Consider the following 19208-nt stretch of genomic DNA (forward strand, 5'->3'; position numbering starts at 1 on the left):
CCATGTCCCGCATGCTCATCCAGCAAGTCCTGCGCAGCGCCACGCTTGCCCTCTCGGTGGGCCTGGCCGCCTCCTGCGCCAGCCTGCCGCAGCCACACGACGACGGTGCGCTGCAGCGTGAGGCGATGGCCGGCACGCAGAATCCGGTGCCGGCGCCGCTGCCGTTGAACACCGGCAGCGGCAGCCGCGCCACGGCGGCGACCACCGAGCTCAGCCACGGCAGCGGCCAGTTCATCCGGCCCGGTGCGCTGATCGCGCCGCGGCCGGCGGCCGGCGGCAACGGCGCGGTCACCTTCAACTTCGAGAACCAGCCGGTGCAGGCGGTGGTCAAGGCGATCCTCGGCGACCTGCTCAAGCAGAACTACACGATCGTGCCCGGCGTGCAGGGCAACATCTCCTTCGCCACCGCCGAGCCGGTCGATGCCAGTCAGGCGCTGCCGATCCTGGAGACCCTGCTGTCGTGGACCGGCAACGCGCTGGTGCACCGCGACGGCGGCTACGTGGTGATGCCGCAGAAAGACGCGGTGGCCGGCAACCTGGTGCCCAGCCTCGGCGCCAGTGCGCCGGCGGGCGGCCTGCAGGCGCGGCTGTTCCCGCTGCACTACATCTCCGCCAGCGAGATGCAGAAGCTGATCAAGCCGTTCGCGCGGCCGGACGCCACCTTGCTGGTCGACCCGGCGCGCAACTTGCTGGTGATGTCCGGCACGCCACAGGAGCTGGCCAACTACCAGAGCATGGTGCGCACCTTCGACGTCGACTGGCTGCGCGGCATGTCGGTGGGCGTGTTCAACCTGCAGTACGCCAACGTCGGCGAGCTGATGCCGAAGCTGGATGCCATGTTCGGCGAGCACGGCAACACCCCGCTGGCCGGCATGCTGCGTTTCATCCCGATCGAGCGCACCAACGCGCTGGTGGTGATCAGCACGCAGAGCGACTACCTGCAGGAAGTCGGCGACTGGATCGCCCGCATCGACCGCGGCGGCGGCAACGAGCCGCAGCTGTTCGTCTATGACGTGCGCAACATCAAGGCGTCGGACCTGGCGCGGTACCTGGCGCAGATCTACACCAACGGCGCCGGCAGCGGCGGCGGCGACAACGGCGGCCAGGTTGGGCCGGGCCTGGCCGGCGCCACCCTGGGCAGCGCCGAAAACGCCGGCGCGACCAGCATGGGCAGCACCGCCGGCAGCTTCGGCAACCCCGCCGATGCGTCGCGCGGCGGCGGCCAGGTGAACGCCAACGCGGGCGGCGGCTTCGGCGCCAGCGGCGGCCGCGACGGCGGCGCCGCGGCTGGCGGCAGTTTCGGCAGCGGCTCGGCCGGTTTCGGCAGTTACCCGGCGGCGGGCGGCGGCGGCAGTGCGGCCAGCGAGCCGCAGTACAGCTCCAGCGACGGCAGCGTGCGGATCAGCTCGGTCGACGGCAGCAACCAGTTGCTGGTGCGCGCGCGCCCGTCGCAGTGGGAGGAGATCAAGGGCGCCATCGGCAAGCTCGACAACGTGCCGCTGCAGGTGCAGATCGAGACGCGCATCCTGGAGGTGAACCTCACCGGCGAGTTCCAGTTCGGCGTGCAGTGGTACCTGGAGGGGCTCACCGGCAGCACCACCGACAGCAGCGGCAACATCATTCCCGGCCAGCCGTACCGGCACCGTCAGCTTGGCCTGGGCCAGGGCGGCAACGCGTTCCGCGGCGAGCCGTTCTTCTACTCCTTCCTCAACAGCGACCTGCAGGTCGCGGTGCGCGCGATGGAGACCAGCGGCAACACCAAGACGCTGTCGGCGCCATCGATGGTGGTGATGAACAACCAGGTGGCCAGCATCGCGGTCGGCAACCAGATCCCGATCAACCAGACCAGCGTGAATACCGGCATCGGCACCACCACCAGCTACAGCCAGGTCAGTTACCTCAACACCGGCGTGATCCTCAACGTGCAGCCGCGGATCAATCCCGGCGGCCTGGTCTACATGAACATCAGCCAGGAAGTGAGCCAGGCCGACCGCTCGGTGCCGCTGGTCAACGGCAACCCGGCCATCTCGCAGCGCAAGCTGGCGACCCAGGTGGCGGTGCAGAGCGGCCAGACCGTGCTGCTCGGCGGCCTGATCGAGCAGGCCGAGGGCAACACCGATACCGGCATCCCGGGCCTCAACCGCGTGCCGGTGCTGGGCCGGCTGTTCGGCAACACCAGCCGCAGCCGCAACCGCACCGAGCTGATCGTGCTGATCACCCCGCGAGTGATCCGCGGCGGCGCCGACGCCAAGCAGATCACCGACGACTACCAGAGCAAGTTCGAGTCGCTGGCGCCGCTGCGCGCACCGGCGCACGCCGACAGCAAGCCGTAGCAGACGGGCGCCCCGGCGCATCGCCGGGGCGCCCGCGCGGCGGCGCCCGCTATCATCGGCGCGATGAGTGCGCTGCCTTCGTTCCCGATCACCCCGCTGCTGCCCGAGATCCGCGCGTCGCTGGCCGCGACGCCGCGGCTGGTGCTGGAGGCGCCGCCGGGCGCCGGCAAGACCACCCAGGTGCCGCTGGCCCTGCTCGATGCGTCGTGGCTGGCCGGGCAGAAGATCGTGATGCTGGAGCCGCGCCGGATCGCGGCGCGCGCCGCCGCACAGTTCATGGCGCAGCAGCTCGGCGAGGACGTGGGCCAGACCGTCGGCTACCGCATCCGCTTCGAGTCGAAGGTGAGTGCGGCGACCCGCATCGAGGTGGTCACCGAAGGCATCCTTGCCCGCTTGATCCAGCACGATCCGGAGCTGGGCGGGATCGGCGCGATCGTGTTCGACGAGTTCCACGAACGCCACCTCGCCGGCGACCTCGGCGCTGCGCTGGCGCTGGAGGTGCAGGCCACGCTGCGGCCGCAGCTGCGCCTGCTCGTGATGTCGGCCACGCTGGACGGCGAGCGCATCGCGGCGTGGCTGGACGCACCGCGGCTCACGAGTCCCGGCCGCAGCTACCCGGTACGCATCGAGTATCCGCCGGCGCGCGCGCAGGAGACGCTCGAACAACAGCTCGCCCGCGTGGCGAAGCAGGCGCTGGAACAGAACGACGGCGACGTGCTGGCGTTCCTGCCCGGCCGGCGCGAGATCGCGCGTGCGCAGGCGGTGCTGGCGCAAGTGCTGGCACGCGACGACGTCGAGCTGGTCGCACTGCACGGCGAGTTGTCGCTGGCCGAGCAACAGGCCGCACTGGCGCCGGCCGAGCCGGGCACGCGCCGCATCGTGCTGGCCACCAACGTGGCCGAGTCCAGCGTCACGGCGCCGGGCATTCGCGCGGTGGTCGACAGCGGGCTCGCGCGCGAGCCGCGCTTCGATCCGAACTCCGGCTTCACCCGCCTGCAGACCGTAAACATCGCGCAGGCCTCGGCCGACCAGCGCGCCGGTCGCGCGGGACGGGTGGCCGCGGGCACGACGTACCGGCTGTGGCCGCAAAGCCGGCGGCTCGACCCGGCGCGCAGCGCGGAGATCGCGCAGGCGGAACTCTCCGGGCTGGCGCTGGAACTGGCGGCCTGGGGCAGCGATACCTTGCCGTGGCTGGACCCGCCGCCGCCCGGCGCGCTGGCGCAGGCACGCGAGCTGCTGAAGAGTCTCGCCGCGCTGGATGCCGACGGCCGCATCACTGCGCTGGGCCGGCGCATGCTGGAACTCGGCGCCACGCCGCGGCTCGGTGCCGCTGCGCTGCGTGCGCCGCCGGAACTGCATGCGCTGGTAGCCGACCTGCTGGCGCTGATGGAGGCGCGTTCGCCGCTGCGCGGCATGCAGGCGCGCAGCGACGATCTGCGCGTCCGCGTGAGCGCGCTGCATGGCTGGCGCGACCGCCGTGGTGCAGCCGCGCGCGGCGAGGTCGACAGCGCGGCGCTGGCCGCGATCGAGCAGGCCAGCAAGGGCTGGCGCCGGCGCCTGGAGGTGCGCACCGCCGCCAGCGGCGTGCCCGACAGCCATGCGGTCGGCGACCTGTTGCTGCACGCCTTCCCCGACCGCATCGCACGCCGCGACGAGCGCAACCCGCTGCGCTACACGCTGGCCAACGGTCGCGGTGCACGCCTGCACGAGCACACCGCGCTGCTGGGCGAGCCGTGGCTGGTGGTGCTGGACCTGCGTCTGGAGGCGCGCGACAGCCTGGTGTTCGCCGCCGCGCCGTTCGATCCGCGCGTGCTGGAACGCGACTATCCCGCGCAGTTCTGCCGCGAGCGCACGCTGCGCTGGAACGACGAGCGCGGCGCCGCCGAGGCGTTCGACGAGCGGCGCTTCGGCGCGATCGTGCTGGAGCGCCGCAGCGTGCCGGTGAAGCCCGCCGACGCGCTGCCGGCGCTGCTCGCCGCCGTGCGCGCGAAGGGCCTGGACGCGCTGCCGTGGAGCGAGCATGCGCGGCGGCTGCGCGCGCGCATGCAGGCGTTGCGTGCATGGATGCCCGAGCTGGGTCTGCCGGATGTGTCCGAGCCGGCGCTGCTGGCCTCGCTGGAAGACTGGCTGGCCCCGCATCTCGAAGGCAGCCATCGCCTGGATGCGCTGAGTGCGGAGCAACTGGCGCAGGCGCTGGCGTCGCGGTTCGACCACGCGCAGCGCCGCACGCTGGATGCGCAGGCGCCAGAAAGCCTGGTGGTGCCCAGCGGACAGAACCGCCGGCTGGAGTACGCCGAAGGTGCGCCGCCGGTGCTGGCGGTGAAACTGCAGGAGCTGTTCGGCCTGGCCGACACGCCGCGCGTCGGCGGCGGGCGCATCCCGGTCACCCTGCACCTGCTGTCGCCGGCGGGCCGGCCGATCCAGGTGACCCAGGACCTGAAGGGTTTCTGGGAACGCACTTACCCGGAAGTGAAAAAGGAACTGAAGGGGCGCTACCCGCGCCACCCGTGGCCGGACGACCCGTGGAGCGCCACGCCCACGCATCGCGCGAAACCGCGCGAGCGGAGCTGAGTCGCCGCCAGGCACGTCTCGTCGTCGGCGCACTTGTGTACCATCGCAGGCCACGGTATCGCGTGGTGGATCCCTTGCCCCGACACAAGGATTACGACGAATTCCACTTGATGGCGGCCCACGGTCGTGGCGACCCCGATGGCACGCTTCCGCTGCCCTCGCCATGGCGGCTGGCGGCCTGGCTGTGGAGCCTGCTGGCGCTGCTGTCCGGGCTGGCGCTGACGATGGCCATGCACCATCAGCAGCAGCAGCGGCTGCAGGTCGAACGCACGCTGATCCGCGACGAGCTGGCCAACAAGACCTATGCCTCGCTGCAGGGCAGGCTGTACGCGGCCGAGTCGCTGCTGCGTGCGGCGCAATCGCTGTTCCTCTCCTCGGAGGAGGTGGACGCGGGCGAATACGCCGGCTTCTACGCCAACATGCGCCCGCGCGAACAGTTTCCCAGCCTGCTTGCGCTGGCCTACGCGCAGCGCGAGCGGCGGCCCGACGGCGAGCATTACGTGACCCGCTGGGTGCAGCCGGCGTCCGGCAACGTGCGCGTGGTCGGGCTCGATGTCGGCACGCAGCCGCATAACCTTGCCGGCCTGCTGGCCTCGCGCGACAGCGACCGCGCGACCCTGTCGGCGCCGTTCCACCCGGTGCAGCTCGCGGCATCCGGCATGGCGGCCATTGGTGCCACGCTGCGGCTGCCGATCTACAGCTCCGGGCCGCCGCCGCAGACTGCCGAGGAGCGGCGCTCACGCATGCGTGGCTCGATCGCGGCCTCGTTCCGGCTGGACGACCTGATCGCCAGCGCGCTGCCCGAGCGGCTGGCGCGCAACCTGCGCCTGCAGGTCAGCGACGTCACCGGGCCGCAGGCACTGCCGCTGTACGACTCCGGCACCGGCCCGTGGTGGTCGGGGGACGGCTACCGTTACGAGCGCAAGCTTGCCTACGGCGGACGCGTGTGGAGCGTCGAGCTGCGGCCATTGCCGCACCGCGTCGGCGTGATCGGGGCCGGGCAGGCGATCCTGCTGGCCGGCGTGCTGGCCAGCGTGCTGCTGGCGCTGCTGGTGTATTCGGTCGCCAGCGCCCGCCAGCGCGCGCTGGCGCAGGGCTGGCGGATGAGCCGCCGCTATCGCGAGAGCGAGGAGCGCTTCCGCGCGCTGAACGACCTGCTGCCGGCGCTGGTGCTGCTGGCCGAGGCCGGGGACGGGGCGATCACCTATGCCAACCAGGCGTCGCGCGACCGCCTCGGCCAGCGCGTGACCGAGCGCAAGCTGCCCGAGCTGTTCGAGGACCGGGACCTGCGCACGCAGCTGCAGCAGGATGACACCCGCGGCTGCGGCCGGGTCGACGCGATCCTGCGCAGCGACGCCGGCGACGGTTTCTGGGCCAGCGTGGCGATCTCGCGGGTGATGCTGAGCGGGCGCAGCAAGCTGCTGATGGTGGCCAGCGACATCAGCGAACAGCGCCAGCTGACCGAGCTGCTCAGCCATCAGGCCAGCCACGACGCACTGACCGAGCTGTACAACCGGCGCGAGTTCGAACGCCGCCTGCACCGCGCGCTGGACGCGACCGTGGCCGGCACGCCGCTGGCCGTGCTGCTGTACATCGACCTGGATCAGTTCAAGCTGATCAACGACACCTCCGGCCACCTCGCCGGCGACCAGCTGCTGGCCCAGCTGGCGATCGTGATGCGCAAGCAGCTGGGCGGCACCGACATGCTGGCGCGGCTCGGCGGCGACGAATTCGGCGTGCTGGTGGCCGGGGTGGCCGATCGCGCGGAAGCCGAACGGATCGCCGAGCGCGTGCGCCGCTGCATCGACGGCTACGTGTTCATCTGGGAACAGCGCAGCTACATGATCAGCGCCAGCATCGGCGGGGTCATGATCGACCGCCCCGGCATCCTGGTGAAGGACCTGCTGGCGCAGGCCGATACCGCCTGCTACATGGCCAAGGAGCTCGGCCGCAACCGCGTGCATTTCTATTCCGAGCGCGACGACCAGACGTCGCGCCGGCACAGTGAGATGGAGTGGGCGAACCGCCTGCGCTGGGCGGTCGACGAGCATCGGCTGGTGCTCACCTACCAGGAGATCTGGCCGCTGCCGCTGGCCGCCGGCGGCGATACCGATATCGAGATGCTGCTGCGCTTCCGCGAGGAGTCCGGCCAGCTGGTGGTGCCCGGCGTGTTCATGCCGGCGGCCGAGCGCTACGGCCTGATGCCGGTGGTCGACCGCTGGGTGATCGAGACCACGCTGGCGAACTTCGACCGGCTGCACCCGAGCGGCGGCATGCTGCGCATGGTGGCGATCAACCTGTCGGGCGCCAGCGTCGAGGACGAGCGGCTGGCCGGTCGCATCATCGATCTGCTGCGCCGCTACCGGGTCGAGCCGTCGCGGGTGTGCTTCGAGATCACCGAGACCGTGGCGGTGCGCAACCTGTCGCAGGTGGCGCGCTTCATGGAACAGCTGCGCGCGGTGGGTTGCCGGATCGCGCTGGACGACTTCGGTGCCGGGATGTCCTCGTTCACCTATCTGAAAAACCTGCCGCTGGACATCCTCAAGATCGACGGCAGCTTCGTGCGCGACATGCTCACCGACCCGGTCAGCCACCTGATGGTCAGGGCGGTCACCGACATCGGCCACCGGCTCGGCCTGGAAGTGGTCGCCGAATGGGTGGCCGACGCGGAAACCGTGCAGGCGCTGGCGGCGCTGGGAGTGAACTGGGTGCAGGGCTTCAGCCTGCACCGGCCCGAGCCGGCACTGTTCCAGCGCGACTGAACCGGGGACGCTGCGCCGCCCGTCGGTCTTTCTCGACCCGAGCGGCGCGGCCGCATGGCTGGCGGGCGGCGCTTTTCCCGCCATCGGCCGGTCGCGAAGCGGCGCCTTGCCAGGAAAAAAATGGCCCGATCGTCGCCGATCGGGCCATCATCCTTGCGTCTGCACGGAGCCGCCGGGCCGCCTGCAGGCGCCGGCGGCGGAGGCCGTGTCTTACAGCACGATCGGGTGCGTGATGTCGCACTCGTTGGTGTCGTTCGACCAGGTGCTCTGCATGGCGTAACTGCCGTTGCCCATCACCACGTTCTGGGACTTGCCCTGGCCGGAGCTGATCCAGGCGCACTCGTCACCGTTTTCCTGGCCCTTGCTGCGGGAGCCCTTGACGTGGTTGGTCCAGCCGCCGGCCGGGTTCTGGTCGGTCACCGTCTCGGCGTACTCGTGGCCGTTGACGATCGAGAAGCCGTCCACCAGGCCCTGGGCGCCGCTGTTGACGAAGTTCTCGCCGCAGCTGGTGCCCATGTCGTAGACGTACGGCATGTTGGTGAAGGCCACATCGCCGACCGGCGAGGTGATGCCGTAGTTGTCGCCCTGCCAGTCGTGCCAGGCGCAGAAGTTGCCGGTGGAGGTGTTGAAGCCGTCCGGGTGCGTGCCGGTCGGCGACAGGATGATGTACTGCGCGTAGCGGTTGGCGGCGGCGGTGGTGTTGCCGAAATGCTGCGCGGCCTTGATCGCCTCCTGCGCCAGCTGCGTGCCGGTGGCGTTGGACGGCGAGGCCACCGAGTTGTCGTACCAGACGGAGACCAGTGCGCCGTTCGAGGGATAGCCGATGTGGCTGGCGCTCGACGCGCAGAAGGTGGCGCCGGTGGAGACGCCGCTGCCGTCGCAATACTGGGTCATCACGCCCGACCACAGCTCGCCGCCGGTGCCCAGGCCCTTGAACAGGTTCTGCAGGTACGGCACGGCGTTCACCGGGTCGTTGCTCAGGGTCATGTTGCCGTTGGCGTCGGTGCCGGCGGTGCCCCACTGGCTGCCGTAGACCACGATGTAGACCTTCGGCGTGCCGCTGGTGACGCCGATGCCGTCCACGCCGCCGCCGTAGCTCAGCGTTTTCGAGCTGGTGGACGTGCCGCCGCCGGGTTTGGCGGCGTGCAGGTTGTCGTACTGGCGCATGCGGGCCAGCGCTTCCTGGGTGGGCACCGCGCCGTGGCGATAGGGGTGCCCGTACGAGGGCGCATACGGGTTCGGTGCGAATTCATCCGTGTTGCCGGCGACCGCCGAGCCGAGGGTGGCGGCGAGCAGGGCGGTGCTGGCGAATGCGATGAGCAGATTGCGCTTCAATAACGTCGACATAGAACTCCCCGTGGATGTTCAGGACAAACGGACCCGATGCGGCCGAATGGCCCCATGCAGGAATAGCCGCATCACTCGCGGCGACTGGTGTTGTTGCGGACCTGACCGGGATCCCGTGGCTATCAGCGGTCGTCCTTGATTGCGTCCATCGGACAAGACCGCCGCCGCTTTTCCGGGATACCGGTTTTGCCGGGCCTCCCTCGGGGATCATTCGCCCACCTCCCAATGGGCGAATCCCGCCAAACTAGGTCAGGCGAATGAAAACCGTCAATAGGATTTTTTCAAATATGGAATCGAATACACAGGCCTTCGCTGCGGAAAACACCTTCGATTCCATCGGCACTCATGGATGAGTTGCTTAATCGTCGTCAGTTAATTGCGATTAATACGAAAGTTATTGCGAAAGGCAGGTGTCTTTCACTGCCGCTGATAATCTTCAAGGGCGAATTCGACGGCACCCCCGGCGTTGCAGCGGCGCGGTTGCGGCAGCGGGCTCAGGGCTGGCCGGCGGGCGCCGGCGAGCGCGCGAAGCTGCCGGCGTCGCCGGGAAAAACTACCGGGCTCTCGTAGCCGTCGGCCGAGACCGACGACACGCCGAAGAACCAGTCGTCGATCACCACGTCCGGCAGCAACGCATGATCGACGTCGCCCACCGCGCGCGCGTATTGCCACTTCGCCGCGGTGGTATCGCGCCAGTGCACGCGGTAACCGGCGGCGCCGGGCACCTTGCGCCACTTCAGCGTGGTGTCGGTGGCCACCGCGCCTGCGATGTCGATTCCCTCCGGCGGCGCCGGCGCACGACTCAACGCGGCCATGGTGATGGTGTTCAGCGCGGTGACCCGGGCGAGGTAGCGGAAGTCGATGCCGTCGATGGTGTCGCCGTAGTGAATGCCGTGCTCGGTACGCAGGTCCTGGTGCTGGCGGGTGTAGTCCTCGTGCGCCTCGGTGACCCGCACGGCGGGGTAGCCCGCTTCCAGGAACGGCACCTGGTCGCCGCCGCGGCCGTAGCGGTCGGTGCGGTAGACCATGCGCACGCGGAAGTCCGGCAGATAGGCGTCGGCGAGCGCCGCCATGGTGCGGGCCACATTGCGCGAGGGCGAATCGACCTCGCCGCCGTGGTAGCGGCGATGGTTCGCCTGCGCCGGCGTCTCGTTGCTCCTGGTGCCTTCGGAGAACACCCGCACGGTGCTGCTGTCGGCCACGCCGTTCTGGCCGCGGCTGTTGCCGACGATGTCGTTGTTGAGGTCGGCCTCGACCCGCCAGCCGTGGGCCGTCGCGTAGTCGGCCAGCACCTTGCCGCCGTACAGGCCCTGCTCCTCGCCGGAGAGCGCGGCGAACACCAGGGTGACGTCGTTGTCGTGCTTCGACAGCAGCCGCGCCGCCTCGATCAGGGCGGCCACGCCGGAGGCGTCGTCGTTCGCGCCGGGCGCGTCGCTGGTGGCGTCCATCACGTCGCTGGCGCGCGAATCGAGGTGGCCGGTCATCACGATCACCCGCTGCGGGTCGCGCTTGCCGCGCTTGATCGCGACCACGTCCATCACCTCGGTGGGCGTGGGCATGCGCTTGCCACTGAATGCCTGCGCGGGCGTGACCACCTCGATGCAGCCGCCGCAGTCGCGGGCGATCGCCTCGAAGCGCGACTTCACCCAGCGCCGCGCGGCGCCGATACCGCGGGTGTCGGACTTCGTATCGGACAGCGTGTGGCGGGTGCCGAAGCCGACCAGCGTGGCGATCGTGGCGCGCAGCTCTGCTTCGTTCGGCGCGCCGGCCAGCGCGTGCAACGCCGGCTGTTCGCGCGGTGCGGCCGGCGCCTGTGCGGCATGGCTGGCGCCGGTCGCCGCCAGCAGGATGAAAGGCAGTAGTTGCATCGGTCGAAGCATCGTTCGCATCCCTCGGCATCGGAGCGCTCACGATACAGCGTGGGCGGTGTCCGGGCACCCGCAAAGGAAGAGGCCCGATCGTCGCCGATCGGGCCTCGGGTCCTGGAGAGGGGCCGGCGCGCGTCCCTGCGTGCCGTTTCGATGCAGTGTCGCTTACGGCGTGTAGCTGCCGGTCAGGCTGACACCCGAATAGCTCTGGTAGGCGCGCACCATCACGTAGTACGTGCCGGCCTGCACATTGCTGATCGTGCAGGTTTCGTTGTCGCCGGTCAGGTACGGCCGGCAGTCGTAGCTCGAGGTGGTCGGGGCGGAACCGAATTTCACGTACAGATCCGCGTCACCCGTGCTGCCGGCAATCTTGAAGCTCAGGTTGGTGGCGCCGGCGGTCACGACCATGGTGTAGTTGACGCTGTTGCCGGTGGTGGCCGCCAAGCCGGTGGCCGCCACGCCGTTCTGCAGCACGTTGCCGCCACCGCCGCTACTGGTGCTCCAGGTGGCCTTGACGCTGACGCCGGAGAACGCGGTGTAGCCGTTCAGCATGACGTAGTAGGTGCCGGCCTGCGGCGAGGCCACGGTGCAGCTCTCGTTGTTGCCGGTGATGTACGGCCGGCAGTCGTAGCTGGTCAGGGTCGGGGCGGAGCCGAACTTGGTGTACAGGTCGGCGTCGCCGGTGCCGCCGGACTCGGAGATCACCAGGTTGCTGGCGCCGGCCGGGATCACCACCGTGTAGAACAACTGTGCGCCCTGCGCGCCGGACTGGCCGGTGAGCGCCACGCCGTTCTGCAGCACGTTGCCGCCGCCACTGGTGGATACCGTCACCGATTTCGTGGTGCTGCTGGTCTGGCCGTTCACACTGTCGGTCACCGTCTCGCTGACGCTGTAGGTGCCGGCTGCCGCATAGGTGTGGCTCGGGTTGGTGGCGGTCGAGCTGCTGCCGTCGCCGAAGCTCCACGAGTGGGCGGAAAGGGTGCCGCCGCTGTCGGTGGAGCTGTCGGTGAAGTTGGCGGTGAGGCCGCTGGTGGTGTAGCTGAAGTTGGCCGCCGGCGTGCCCCCGGTCGACGTTCCGCCACCCACGATCGGGTGGGAGAGGTCGCACTCGTTGGTGTCGTTCGACCAGGTGCTCTGCATCGGATAGGTGCCGTTGCCCATGGTCACGTTCGCCGTGGCGCCCTGGCCGGAACTGATCCAGGCGCACTCGTCACCGTTCTCCTGACCGTTGTAGGTTGCGTCGCCGGTGTGGTTGGTCCAGCCGCCGGCCGGGTTCTGGTCGGTGACGGTCTCGGCGTACTCGTGACCTTCCACGATCGAGAAGCCGTCCAGCGCACCCGCGCTGCCGTTGACCGAGTTCATGCCGCAGCTCGTACCCATGTCATGCACGTACGGCATGTTGGTGAACGCGACGTCGCCGACCGGCGAGCTGACGCTCTGGTCGCCGTTCCAGTCGTGCCAGGCGCAGAACTGCCCGCTGCTGGTGTTGAAGCCGTCGGGATGGGTGCCGGGCGGCGACAGGATCACGTACTGCACGTAGCGGTTGGAGGCCGCCGTGGTGTTGCCGAAATGCTGCGCGGCCTTGATCGCCTCCTGGGCGAGCTGCGCACCGGTCGCCTGCGATGGCGAAGCCACCGAATTGTCGTACCAGATGTTGACGAAGGCGCCGCCGGTCGGATAGCCGATGGTCGGGGCGCCGCTGGGGCAGAAGGTGGCGCCGGTGGCTACCGAGGAGCCGTCGCAATATTGCGTCATCACGCCCGACCACAGCTCGCCGCCGGTACCCAGGCCCTTGAACAGGTTTTCCAGGTAAGGCACGGCACCGTAGGTGTCGCCCGAGAGGGTCATGTTGCCGCTGCTGTTGGTGCTGGCCGTGCCCCACTGGCTGCCGTAGACCACGATGTAGACCTTCGGCGTGCCGCTGGTGACGCCGATGCCGTCAACGCCGCCGCCATAGCTGAGCGTTTCCGTGCCGGTGGCGGCGGTGGTGGTGGTCGCCTGCAGCGCCTGGTACTGCTTCATCCTGGCATGGGCTTCCTTGGTGGGAAACACGCCATGGCGGTAGGGATGGCCGTAGGCCGGCGAGTACGGGTTGAGCGTCCGATTGCCTGCCGCCGCTGGCGTGGCGGCACCTTGTGCGGGTACTGCATTGGTGGCCGCCGCGCTGGACGCCGCCATGATGGCGACCCCCGCCGCGATGGCCCACGACTTCAATTGAAAATTGCCTAGCATGTGGAACTCCCGAAGTTTTTGAGACAAACGAAGCCCGCTGGGGCCGTGAGGGCCTCATGTCATGGAGTGCCGTGGACAGACGCGGCACCGAGTTTTCCTGGATTGCCTTGCGATCCCGTGCCTCGCGCCCGGGTCCCCGGTTTTTCCTCGGGGCCGAATGCAGATTCGAAAATGGTCTTGCAAAGGCGTGGCGGCAGAATCATTCGCCAAGCTCCCCATTGGCGAATGCGGCGACGGTATGAGTTGCAGATGAAACCAGTCAATAGGACTTTTTGAAATGACGGTTGATCGCTGTCACATAATCATGGAATTACGTGGTCGTGGTTGTGACGCAAATATCTTCGATAATCATCCGGCTGGCGCCGGCGGCGCGAAAGCACGTGATTTGCGACACGATCGGCCGCCGCCGCGGCGGTATTTTGCGTGCGGATCAGCCAGATGGATCCCGGGTGCGCGGGGCTGGTGCAGGCGTTTCGCCTCGGCACGAATGCGCGTGGCACCGTTCATTCCGGGCCGGGAATGGCTGGCGGATACGCAATTATTTGTGTTTACGATGATTTTGTCCGGCGCGATCCGCAATATATCGCGTGATTTTGGCGAAGGTGTCCGCGGCGGCTCGTTCCGCAAATCCGCGGGAATCGTCCTGCCCGGTTTATTTCCGATTCAGTTGGCCCGGACTGGCGGTCGTTTCCGTTGCCGCATGATGCGCCTTTCGCCGCTGCGGTCGCGCAGGCGGCATGCGACCATGCGCGGATGACCCGGCAAGCTTCTCCCCGACTGGCGATCATCGGCGGCGGTCCAGCGGGACTGATGGCGGCCGAGGCCGCCTGCGCGGCCGGGGTGGCGGTCGACCTGTACGAGGCGAAGGGTTCGGCCGGGCGGAAATTCCTGCTGGCCGGCAAGGGCGGCCTCAACCTCACCCACGGCGAGCCGCGCGCGCGCTTCGTCGAGCGCTATGGCGCGCGTCGCGACGAGGTGGGGCGCTGGCTGGACGCGTTCGACGCGGAGGCGTTGCGCGCCTGGGCGCGCGGGCTCGGCGTGGAGACCTTCGCCGGCAGTTCCGGCCGGGTGTTTCCCGCCGACCTGAAGGCGGCACCATTGCTGCGCGGCTGGCTGCGCCGCCTGCGCGAATCCGGCGTGGCGTTCCACGTGCACCACCGCTGGTTGGGCTGGAGCGATGGCGCGTTGCGCTTCGCCACGGCGCAGGGCGAATGCACGCTGCATGCCGAGGCCACCGTCCTCGCGCTCGGAGGCGCCAGCTGGCCGCAACTGGGCTCCGATGGCGCCTGGGTGGCGCCGTTGCGGCAGGCCTGCATCGACGTCGCGCCGCTGCAGCCGGCGAACTGCGGCTTTGAGCTGGCGTGGAGCGAGCATCTGGCCAGCCGCTTCGCCGGTGCCCCGCTCAAGCCGGTGGTGGCGCACTGGGTCGACCGTTGCGGCGTGGCCCGTTCGCGCCAGGGTGAGTTCGTGCTCAGCGAGTACGGCATCGAAGGCAGTCTGATCTACGCGATCGGCGCCGAGTTGCGCGAGCAGATTGCCGAACGCGGCGAAGCGCTGCTGAAGCTGGACCTGGTGCCCGGCTACCCCGAAGCGGTACTCGCCGAGCGCCTGGCTGCGCCGCGCGGCAGGCACAGCCTCGGCGACTGGCTGCGCCGGCGCGCCGGGCTGGACAAGGCCAAGTGCGCGCTGCTGTTCGAACTCGCCGACAAAGCCATCCTGGCCGATCCGGCGACGCTGGCGACGCGGCTCAAGGCCTTGCCGTTGCGCCTGCGCGCGCCGCGACCGGTGGCCGAGGCGATCAGCACCGCCGGCGGCGTGCGGCTGGAGGCGCTGGACGAAAACCTGATGCTGCGTGCCCGCCCCGGCGTGTTCTGCGCCGGCGAGATGCTGGACTGGGAGGCGCCGACCGGCGGCTACCTGCTCACCGCCTGCTTCGCCAGCGGCCTGCTCGCCGGCCGCGCCGCGGCGCGCCGGCTGCTGGGCGCGGGCTGACGCTGCCGACCGCGACGCGGCTTCAGCGTGCGGGCCGCTTCACCAGCGCGATCTCGAACAGCTGCGGCCAGCACTTGCCGGTGACGAACAGGCGCTGGCGCGCCGCGTCCCAGGCGATGCCGTTGAGCACGTCGTCCTCGGGGTTCGGCAGCTGGCTGCTGTCGAACAGACCGGTGAGGTCGATCCAGCCCGTCACGTGGCCGCTGGCCGGGTCGATCCGCGCGATGCGCTCGGTCAGCCACACGTTGGCGTAGATCTCGCCGTCGACCCACTCCAGTTCGTTGAGGCGGGTGACCGGTGCGCCGTCGGCGGTGACCGTGATGCGGCGGATCACCTCGAGCGTTTCCGGATCCAGCACGCGCAGCACCGGCGTGCCGTCGCTCATGTACAGGTGCTTGTTGTCGCGGGTCAGCGCCCAGCCCTCGCCCGCGTAGCGGAAGCGGCGCTGCGGCGTAAAGCTGGCCAGTTCGTAGACGAAACCGGTGCCGCTCTGCCAGGTGAGCTGCACCAGGCGGTCCTTCCAGTCGACGATACCCTCGCCGAAATACTGCTTCGGCAGGCGCTGGCGCTGCACCACCTCGCCGGTTTCCAGCGCCACCCTGCGCACGGTCGATTGGCCGACCTGGCCGGTGCTCTCGTAGAGGAAACCATCCTTGTAGAACAGTCCCTCGGTATAGGCGCCGGTGTCGTGCGGATAAGCATGCACGACCCGGTAGCCGTAGACCGGGATGTCGGCGGCGTGCGCGGCGGCGGTGCAGGCGAGCAGGGCAAGGGAGAGGAGGCGGATGGACCAGCGCGGCATCGGGTCGGCTTCCGGAGGGCGGGGCACCTAGCCTAGCGGACGCACGCGAAAGTTGCGGCCCTTGATCCGCCCCGCGCGCAGCCGCTCCAGCGCTTTGCTCGCCAGCGCGCGGCCGATCGCCACGTAGGCGCGGGTGGCGAACACGTCGATCTTGCCGATGTCCTTCGCGTCCAGGCCGGCGTCGCCGGTGAGCGCGCCGAGGATGTCGCCGGGGCGCAGCTTGTCCTGGCGGCCGGCGTCGATCACCAGCGTCTTCATCGGCGCCAGCTGCAGGGTCTTGCCGCGCGGCGGCGCCACTTTCAGCGTGCGCCACGACAGCGGCACGCCGCCGGCCTCCTCGATGTTCGCTGCCTTCGGCCGTTCGCGCGGCGTGCACAGCGTGATCGCCAGCCCTGTTTCGCCGGCGCGGCCGGTGCGGCCGATGCGGTGGGTGTGGGTGTCCGGGTCGTGCGCCACGTCGTAGCAGAGCACCAGCGGCAGCGCGGCGATGTCCAGTCCGCGCGCGGCCACATCGGTGGCGACCAGCACGTTGCAGCTCTTGTTGGCGAAGCGCACCAGCACCTCGTCGCGGTCGCGCTGCTCCATGTCGCCGTGCAGGGCCAGCGCGGAGTAGCCGCGGCGATCCAGTTCCTGCGCCACCGCGTCGACGTCGCGGCGCATGTTGCAGAACACCAGCGCGTGTTGTCCGCGCTCGCCGGCAAGCAGTTGCGCCAAGGCGTCGAGCTTCTGAGCGGGCTCGACCTCGATGAACTGCTGCTCGATCGCCGGCTTCTGCTCGGCCGGCGCGTCCACCGTGACCACCACCGGGTCGGTCTGCACGCGTTGACTCACCGCGCGAATCTCCTCCGGATAGGTGGCCGAGAACAGCAGCGTCTGGTGATGTTTGGCGATGCGCCCGATGATGTCGTCGATCGCCTCGCTGAAACCCATGTCGAGCATGCGGTCGGCCTCGTCCAGCACCAGCACCTTGATGCCGCCGCCGTGCAGGCTGCCGCGCTTGAGGTGTTCCTGCACGCGGCCGGGCGTACCGACCACGATGTGCGGGTCGTGCGTCAGCGAGGCCAGCTGCGGCCCCAGCGGCATGCCGCCGCACAGGGTCAGCAGCTTCACGTTCGGGATGTTCGCGGCCAGCTTGCGGAGCGCCTTGCTGACCTGGTCGGCCAGCTCGCGCGTCGGGCACAGCACCAGCGCCTGCAGGCGGATCGTGTCCACGTCGATCGACTGCAGCAGGCTCAGCCCGAACGCCGCGGTCTTGCCGCTGCCGGTCTGCGCCTGCGCGATCACGTCGCGCCTGGCCAGCATCGGCGGCAGGCTCTGCGCCTGCACCGGGGTCATCTCGGTGTAGCCGAGGGTTTCCACGCTGGCGAGCAGGGCGGGTTTGAGCGGGAGCGTGTTGAAGGCGGTCATCCGCACATGATCGCATGGCGGCCATCGCGGCACGGGCTTGCATCCGGCGGCCGGCTCGCGGACCCTGTACGGCTACCGCCTCTCGCTGATCGCCGCCATGGATACCGTTTTCATCGAAGACTTGCGCATCGACGCCGTCATCGGCATCTACGACTGGGAGCGCCGGGTGCGCCAGACGCTGTCGTTCGATATCGAGATGGCCTTCGACAACACCGTGCCGGCGGCCAGCGACGACATCGTGCACACACTGAACTACAAGGATGTGTCCAAGCGCCTGATCGGCTATGTGGAGGCGTCCGGCTTCGGCCTGGTCGAGACGCTGGCCGAGCGCTGCGCGGCGATCATCCGCGAGGAGTTCGGCGTGGCCTGGGTGCGCCTGAAACTGTCCAAGCCCGGCGCGGTGCGCGGCGCGAAGGCGGTCGGCGTGTGCATCGAGCGCGGCACGCGAACGCTTTGATGGCACGGGTCTACCTGAGCCTGGGTTCCAACCTCGACCCGCAGCGGTACCTGCCTGCGGCCGTCAGGGAGTTGCGCGAGCGTTTCGGCGAGCTCACGGTGTCGCCAGCGTATCGCAGCAAGTCGGTGGGTTTCGATGGGGCGGATTTCGTCAACCTGGCGGTGGGGCTGGATACCGATCTTCCACCGGAAGCGTTGAACGACTGGCTGCACGCGCTGGAAGACCGCCACGGCCGCCGCCGCGACGTGCCGCGCTATGCGGACCGCACGCTGGACGTCGACATCGTGTTCTACGACGCGCTGGTGCTCGATGGCCCGGGCCACCTGCAGATTCCGCGCAAGGAGTTGCGGCATGCGTTCGTGCTGCGGCCGATCGCGGACATCGCGCCGGCGTTGCGGCATCCCGTCAGCGGGCGGAGCATGGCCGAGCTGTGGGCGGCGTTCCCGGCCGCCAGCGAGCCGCTGCAGGTCGAGCCACTGGCGGATTGAGCGGCACACTGTCGCGCGCGTGCGGCGGGTGCTAGAAAGGCTGCTCACGAGCCACGGATGAAGGGGAGAGACGCATGGCCGGCAAATTTGCACGCAGTTGGGCGCTGCTGAAGGCGAGCGCGGCGGTATTGCGTTCGGACAAGTCGCTGCTGGTGTTTCCGCTGCTGTCGGGACTGTGCACGCTGCTGGTGGCGGCCAGTTTCCTGGTGCCGGTCGGGTTGATGGTGATCGGCGGCGAGCACGCCGGGCAGCGCTTCGAGCAGGGCATGACGGCAGGCGCCTACCTGCTGATGTTCGGTTTCTACCTGGTGCAGTACTTCGTGATCGTGTTCTTCCAGACCGCGCTGACCGGCGTGGCGCTGATGCACCTGCGCGGCGAGCCGGCCAGCGTGGGCGCCGGCTTCGCGCTGGCGCGCACACGGCTGCCGCAGATCCTCGGCTACGCGCTGATCGCCGCCACCGTCGGCCTGCTGCTGCGGATGATCCAGGAGCGGCTGGGCCTGATCGGCCGGCTGGTGGTCGGCTTCATCGGGCTGGCCTGGACCGTGGCCACCTTCCTGGTGGTGCCGGTGCTGGCCAGCGAGGGCACGGGCCCGGTCGATGCGGTGAAACGCAGCGTGGAGCTGCTCAAGCGCAGCTGGGGCGAGAACCTGATCGGCAACGGCGGCATCGGCGTGGTGTTCGGCCTGCTGATGCTGCTGGCGGTGCTGCTCGGTGCGGTGCTGCTCGGCGCGGCGGTGGTGTCGCAGTCGGCCGTGGCGATCGTGCTGGCGGTGGCCGTGGTGGTGCTGGGGCTGACCCTGCTCGGGCTGGTCCAGGCGTCGCTGCAGGGCATCTACTCGGCCGCGCTGTACCGTTACGCGGAAGCGGGCGAGGCCAGCGTCGGCTTCGACCAGGCGCTGCTGCAGCAGGCTTTTGCGCCGAAGCAGCGGTAGTCGGCGGCGCCGAC

13 protein-coding genes are annotated in these 19208 nt (G+C 69.5%); 8 read left to right on the top strand and 5 right to left on the bottom strand.

Annotated features, from left to right (window positions below; translation table 11 throughout):
• The first annotated feature begins 2 nt into the window (after nucleotides 1-2).
• The 3 genes from gspD (at nucleotide 3) to RHOOR87_RS0102215 (ending at nucleotide 7666) form a co-directional block, all read left to right on the top strand.
• On the top strand, nucleotides 3-2333 hold the full coding sequence (gene gspD / locus RHOOR87_RS0102205) for a type II secretion system secretin GspD (protein WP_027484090.1): 2331 nt from the start codon (nucleotides 3-5) through the stop codon (nucleotides 2331-2333).
• A 63-nt stretch (nucleotides 2334-2396) separates the two neighbouring features.
• Nucleotides 2397-4904, top strand: a complete 2508-nt coding sequence (gene hrpB, locus RHOOR87_RS0102210) for an ATP-dependent helicase HrpB (RefSeq protein ID WP_007513480.1) — start codon at nucleotides 2397-2399, stop codon at nucleotides 4902-4904.
• Between the two features lie 65 nt (nucleotides 4905-4969).
• Complete coding sequence (locus RHOOR87_RS0102215) at nucleotides 4970-7666, top strand: EAL domain-containing protein (RefSeq protein WP_306460409.1); 2697 nt, start codon at nucleotides 4970-4972, stop codon at nucleotides 7664-7666.
• A 210-nt stretch (nucleotides 7667-7876) separates the two neighbouring features.
• Here RHOOR87_RS0102215 and RHOOR87_RS0102220 read toward each other — a convergent pair whose 3' ends face one another.
• From RHOOR87_RS0102220 to RHOOR87_RS0102230, 3 genes are all read right to left on the bottom strand, one after another.
• A complete protein-coding gene (locus RHOOR87_RS0102220; protein ID WP_027484092.1) occupies nucleotides 7877-9013 on the bottom strand; it encodes a hypothetical protein in 1137 nt (378 codons plus the stop codon).
• A gap of 494 nt (nucleotides 9014-9507) precedes the next feature.
• On the bottom strand, nucleotides 9508-10881 hold the full coding sequence (locus tag RHOOR87_RS0102225) for a M20/M25/M40 family metallo-hydrolase (protein ID WP_196806966.1): 1374 nt from the start codon (nucleotides 10879-10881) through the stop codon (nucleotides 9508-9510).
• Nucleotides 10882-11046: 165 nt separating this feature from the next.
• On the bottom strand, nucleotides 11047-13113 hold the full coding sequence (locus RHOOR87_RS0102230; RefSeq protein ID WP_027484094.1) for a pre-peptidase C-terminal domain-containing protein: 2067 nt from the start codon (nucleotides 13111-13113) through the stop codon (nucleotides 11047-11049).
• 493 nt (nucleotides 13114-13606) lie between these two features.
• Here RHOOR87_RS0102230 and RHOOR87_RS20190 point away from each other — a divergent pair, with 493 nt between their 5' ends.
• Both RHOOR87_RS20190 and RHOOR87_RS0102235 read left to right on the top strand, forming a co-directional pair.
• A complete protein-coding gene (locus tag RHOOR87_RS20190) occupies nucleotides 13607-13870 on the top strand; it encodes a hypothetical protein (RefSeq protein WP_155950900.1) in 264 nt (87 codons plus the stop codon).
• Nucleotides 13867-15105, top strand: a complete 1239-nt coding sequence (locus RHOOR87_RS0102235) for a TIGR03862 family flavoprotein (protein WP_081699980.1) — start codon at nucleotides 13867-13869, stop codon at nucleotides 15103-15105. The genes RHOOR87_RS20190 and RHOOR87_RS0102235 overlap by 4 nt, the downstream gene beginning before the upstream one ends.
• 22 nt (nucleotides 15106-15127) lie before the next feature.
• Here the strand turns inward: RHOOR87_RS0102235 and RHOOR87_RS0102240 are convergent, their stop codons facing one another.
• Nucleotides 15128-15907 carry a glutaminyl-peptide cyclotransferase gene (locus tag RHOOR87_RS0102240; protein ID WP_027484096.1) on the bottom strand — a complete coding sequence of 260 codons (780 nt, stop codon included), beginning with the start codon at nucleotides 15905-15907 and terminating at the stop codon, nucleotides 15128-15130.
• 27 nt (nucleotides 15908-15934) lie between these two features.
• Entirely contained in the window at nucleotides 15935-17314 is a 1380-nt protein-coding gene (gene dbpA / locus RHOOR87_RS0102245) for an ATP-dependent RNA helicase DbpA (protein ID WP_027484097.1), read from the bottom strand.
• Nucleotides 17315-17411: 97 nt separating this feature from the next.
• Here dbpA and folB point away from each other — a divergent pair, with 97 nt between their 5' ends.
• The 3 genes from folB (at nucleotide 17412) to RHOOR87_RS0102260 (ending at nucleotide 19194) form a co-directional block, all read left to right on the top strand.
• Nucleotides 17412-17771 carry a dihydroneopterin aldolase gene (gene folB, locus RHOOR87_RS0102250; RefSeq protein WP_027484098.1) on the top strand — a complete coding sequence of 120 codons (360 nt, stop codon included), beginning with the start codon at nucleotides 17412-17414 and terminating at the stop codon, nucleotides 17769-17771.
• Nucleotides 17771-18259, top strand: a complete 489-nt coding sequence (gene folK / locus RHOOR87_RS0102255) for a 2-amino-4-hydroxy-6-hydroxymethyldihydropteridine diphosphokinase (RefSeq protein WP_027484099.1) — start codon at nucleotides 17771-17773, stop codon at nucleotides 18257-18259. Before folB ends, folK begins: the two co-directional genes overlap by 1 nt.
• A gap of 74 nt (nucleotides 18260-18333) precedes the next feature.
• Nucleotides 18334-19194: a DUF6159 family protein gene (locus RHOOR87_RS0102260; RefSeq protein WP_027484100.1), complete on the top strand. Its 861-nt coding sequence runs from the start codon at nucleotides 18334-18336 to the stop codon at nucleotides 19192-19194.
• Nucleotides 19195-19208: the final 14 nt, after the last annotated feature.

It is taken from the genome of Rhodanobacter sp. OR87, assembly GCF_000473345.1.
Taxonomy (GTDB): domain Bacteria; phylum Pseudomonadota; class Gammaproteobacteria; order Xanthomonadales; family Rhodanobacteraceae; genus Rhodanobacter; species Rhodanobacter denitrificans.